This is a genomic window from Albidovulum sp., from assembly GCF_008933605.1.
Taxonomy (GTDB): domain Bacteria; phylum Pseudomonadota; class Alphaproteobacteria; order Rhodobacterales; family Rhodobacteraceae; genus Albidovulum.
This window is the reverse complement of sequence record NZ_WBUS01000215.1, coordinates 1-3952: the sequence shown is the minus strand read 5'-3', so window position 1 is coordinate 3952 and position 3952 is coordinate 1. Positions and strand designations below refer to the sequence as shown.

At 72.0% G+C, this 3952-nt stretch carries 4 protein-coding genes and 1 pseudogene; 4 read left to right on the top strand and 1 reads right to left on the bottom strand.

What is annotated here, in order from left to right; translation table 11 throughout:
- A partial coding sequence (locus tag F9K34_RS17510; RefSeq protein ID WP_291338399.1) for an extensin-like domain-containing protein occupies positions 1-808 on the top strand: 808 nt, incomplete at its 5' end.
- 4 nt (positions 809-812) lie between these two features.
- Here the strand turns inward: F9K34_RS17510 and F9K34_RS17505 are convergent.
- The gene (locus F9K34_RS17505) at positions 813-1796 is read right to left on the bottom strand and encodes a DUF2125 domain-containing protein (protein WP_291338398.1); all 984 of its coding nucleotides are present in this window, start codon (positions 1794-1796) and stop codon (positions 813-815) included.
- A gap of 67 nt (positions 1797-1863) precedes the next feature.
- Between F9K34_RS17505 and F9K34_RS17500 the strand changes: the two genes are divergently transcribed.
- The 3 genes and pseudogenes from F9K34_RS17500 to F9K34_RS17490 all read left to right on the top strand — a co-directional run.
- Complete coding sequence (locus F9K34_RS17500; RefSeq protein WP_291338397.1) at positions 1864-2406, top strand: gamma-glutamylcyclotransferase; 543 nt, start codon at positions 1864-1866, stop codon at positions 2404-2406.
- 54 nt (positions 2407-2460) lie between these two features.
- Complete coding sequence (locus F9K34_RS17495; RefSeq protein WP_291338396.1) at positions 2461-3654, top strand: biopolymer transporter ExbB; 1194 nt, start codon at positions 2461-2463, stop codon at positions 3652-3654.
- A 1-nt stretch (position 3655) separates the two neighbouring features.
- Positions 3656-3952 (top strand): annotated as a pseudogene (locus F9K34_RS17490) (peptidoglycan -binding protein); the annotation flags it as partial.

Below are 3952 nucleotides of genomic sequence, written 5' to 3'. Positions count from 1 at the left end.
GGTCGCGGCCGTGCCCGAGGTGACGCGCGCTGCCATGTCCGCCGCGGCGCTCCTGCTTCCCGAGGCGACCGCGCGGCTGCGACCCCTGGCCCGTCCGGCAGCGATCCCGGCGGCCGCCGTCGAGGTGGCGACCGTGGCAGCCTCGCCCGTTCCCGAGGCGCGTCCCCGCAGCCTTCGCATGCCGGCGGTAGTGCCCGTCAGGGCTCTGCCGGTTGCGGGCGGCCCCGAGGTCATCGTGCAGGCGGCCTTCCGCGTGCCGCAGTCCAAGGGCCCCGTCACCGGTCGCAAGGGCGGCCTCTGCGGCGACCCCGAAATCCTCGGCAAGGCGATCCCGCCGATCCTCGGCAAGGTGAAGGGATGCGGGCTCGACGACGGGGTCAGCGTGATCTCGGTCGCAGGCGTGGCGCTGACGCAACCGGCCAGCATCGACTGCACCACGGCCCGCGCGCTCAAGGACTGGGTGGAAGGCGGCGTGAAGCCCGCCGTGGGCCGCAAGGGCGGCGGGGTCGCCGCGCTGCAGATCGCGGCGAGCTATTCGTGCCGGCCGCGCAACAACCAGAAGGGCGCGAGGATCAGCGAGCACGGGCGCGGCCGGGCGGTCGACGTCGCCGCCATCATCCTGGCGGACGGCACCTCGCTCTCGGTCCTGAAGGGCTGGGGCACGAAGGCCGCCGGAAAGACGCTCGCCGCGTCGCGGAAGGCCGCCTGCGGTCCGTTCAACACCGTGCTCGGCCCCGGCTCCGACCGCTTCCACGCCGATCACTTCCACCTCGACACGGCCCGCGGCCGCGGCGCCTATTGCCGCTGACGCGTCACAGGCGCGGCGCCGGGCCGAGCGGCACCGGACCAAGACTCGCGCGCCCGCCAGCGAAGACGAGAGGCAGCATCAGGACCTCGGCATTGCCGCCGAGCGTGGCGAGCCCTTCGAGCGCCCGTTCGACGGTGGGCGCCGTTTCGGCCCGGACCAACCCCAGCGCCGTGGCGAGCCGGAGCACGGCGCGCCAGTTCCGGAACGACAGCTCGATCCGCCCCTCGGGCACGCCGACATCGTCGAGCGCGACCGCCCCGCGCCCGGACATCCCGGCCGGCCCCCAGTCGAGCGCCAGGCTGCGGATATCGACCGCGCGCAGTTGCACGCCCTCGACGGCCGCCACCCGGTCGAGCGGCCGGTCGAGCGTGACCGTCGCGTCGAGGTAGAAGCGTTCGCCCCGCGCCGGCAGCACCTCGCCCGCGGTCACGATCCGGGCCGGAACGCCGGACAGCGTGATCCCCGCGAGCTCGATCCCGATGTCATGTGCCGCCGCGGCCTCGCCCTTGCGGATCGCGGCCCGCAGGACGTCGGCGGCAAGGGCCCAGCCTGCGTCCGAGACGAGGGAAAATTCGGTCCCCACCGCCTGCGAGCGGTCGAGCGGCAGCTCCGGTGCGAGCCCGAAGACGGCGCTCGCCGACAGCTCGGCCGAGGTGACGGTGACGGTCTCGCCGCCGATCGCGACCCGCTGCTCGGGGGGAAAGATCGCGATCACATGCTGCGGCCGATAGGAGAGCGCATAGAGCCTGAGCGCGTCCGCGCTCCAGCGGATCCTGCCGTCCGGGCTCGCGGCCTGCGGTGCGGTCAGCGTCACGTCGAAGCGCGCCGGGAAGCCCCCGACCTCGATTGCCGCGGCGTCGGCGCGCCCCTCGGCCCGCATCGCCGCCAGCGTCGCCTCGGCCTCGGTGCGGAGCGTGCGGGCGGCCAGCGCCCAGTAGCCGCAGTAGAGCGCGGTCAGACCCGCGATGATCCAGAGCATCAGACGCATGGGGTCTTCCCTCGCACGACACGATCCGCTTTATAACGCCGGAACGGCGGGAAACCAGCAGGCGGGCATGAACGGATTCTGGGTCTTCGGCTACGGCTCGCTGATGTGGGAGCCGGGCTTCGTCTGGGAGGAGCGGGTTCTTGCCCGGCTGTTGGGCTGGCACCGTTCCTTCTGCATGCGCTCCATCCACCATCGGGGCACGGCCGAAAGGCCCGGCCTCGTCCTCGCGCTCGACGCAGCGGCCGGCGCCGCCTGCAACGGCGTCGCCTTCGCGGTGAGCGCCGTCCGCGCCGACGAGACGCTCGCCGCCCTGCGGGAACGCGAGCTCATCTCCTCGGCCTATCTCGAGAAGGTGCTGCGCGTGGATCTCGCCGACGGCCGGCAGGTGGAGGCGGTGACCTACGTCATCGACCCCGATCACGTTCAGTACTGCGGCGGCCTCGCGCTCGAGGAGCAGGCGTGGACCATCGCCGGGGCGAGCGGCGGGCGCGGGCCCAACCGCGACTACCTCTGGAACACCGCCGCCCACCTCAACGAACTCGGGATCGCCGACCCCGACCTCGACTGGCTGGCCGAACGGGTGCGGCGGCTTGCCTCTGACGGCTTGTGACCCCGCGCCCCTCCCCCTATTCTGGCCGCAAGATCGGGGCGGGATGGCAGGCTGATGGACAAGGCGATACGCGCGGCTGAGCCCTTTTTCTCGCAGCCCGTGCGCCAGGTGGCGATGATGCTGCTCGCGCTGGCGCTGGTGGGCGTCGGGGCCTGGTTCGCCTACGGGCCGATCTTTTCCATCTTCGCGGCCAACCCCTGGCTGAACGGATTGATCCTCGGCGTCTTCGTGCTGGGCGTGCTGACCTGCTTCTGGCAGCTTGCGCAGCTCATCCGCTCGGTCAGCTGGATCGAGGGATTCGCCGCGCACCGGCCGGGGCACGAGATGACGATCGCGCCGCGCCTTCTCGCGCCGCTCGCGGCGCTCCTGCGCTCGCGCGGGCCGAAGGGCGGACAGATCTCGTCCTCCTCGGCCCGGTCGATCCTCGAATCGGTCGCCACAAGGATCGACGAGGCGCGCGACTTCACCCGCTACCTGACGAGCCTTCTCATCTTCCTCGGCCTTCTCGGCACGTTCTACGGCCTCGCCACCACCGTCCCGGCCGTGGTCGACACGATCCGCGCGCTCGCCCCGCAGGAGGGGGAAAGCGGCATCCAGGTCTTCGACAAGCTGATGACGGGGCTCGAACGGCAGCTCGGCGGCATGGGCACGGCCTTCTCGTCCTCGCTCCTCGGGCTCGCGGGGTCGCTCGTGGTCGGGCTGCTGGAGCTTTTCGCCGGGCATGGCCAGAACCGCTTCTACCGGGAACTGGAGGAATGGCTGACCTCCTTCACGCGGCTCTCCTTCGCGGCGGGCGACGGTGAGGGCTCGCTCGACGGCGAGGCGGTGGCGGGCATCCTCGACCACATGGCAGGGCAGGTGGAGACGCTTCAGGCGATCCTCGAACGCACCGACGCCGGCCGCGCGGCGGTGAACGAGCGGCTCGAAGGCGTCGCCTCGGCGGTCGAGGGGCTTACCCGGCGGCTGGAGACCGAGGCGGGATCGAACGCCCAGCTCAGCCGCATCGCCGAGGCGCAGGACCGGCTTGTCGCACTCGTCGAGAGAAACAGCCAGGACGTGCGGATCGACGGCGGCGATGCCGAGAGCCGGATGCGGCTGCGTTCGATCGACGTGCAGATGCTGAAGCTCCTGGAGGAAGTCGCGGCCGGGCGGCAGGAAAGCATGGCCGACCTTCGGGGCGATCTGGCCGAACTCACCCGCGCCGTCCGGGCGCTCGGCCGTGTCGCCGAGCAGGGGCGGAGGGGCTGAGATGGCGCTGTCGCAGGGCCGGGGCGGGCAGCGGTTCTCGACGAACATCTGGCCGGGCTATGTCGATGCACTGTCGACCCTGATCCTCGTCCTGACCTTCGTCGTGACCATCTTCATGGTCGTCCAGTACGTTCTGCGCGAGCAGATCAACACGCAAGGCAGCGAGCTTGAGGCGCTCGGGGCGCAGGTGGCCGACCTGGCCGACGCGCTGGGGCTGGAACGGCGGCGCACTGCCGACCTGACCGCCGGGCTTTCGGCCGCCGAGGCCGAGGTGGCGCGGCAGGCGGCGCTCATCGCC

Excerpts from the sequence above, each read along its gene's own strand:
- F9K34_RS17505 (WP_291338398.1), bottom strand. The coding sequence starts at position 1,796 with ATGCGTCTGATGCTCTGGATCATCGCGGGTCTGACCGCGCTCTACTGC.
- F9K34_RS17500 (WP_291338397.1), top strand. The coding sequence starts at position 1,864 with ATGAACGGATTCTGGGTCTTCGGCTACGGCTCGCTGATGTGGGAGCCG.
- F9K34_RS17495 (WP_291338396.1), top strand. The coding sequence starts at position 2,461 with ATGGACAAGGCGATACGCGCGGCTGAGCCCTTTTTCTCGCAGCCCGTG.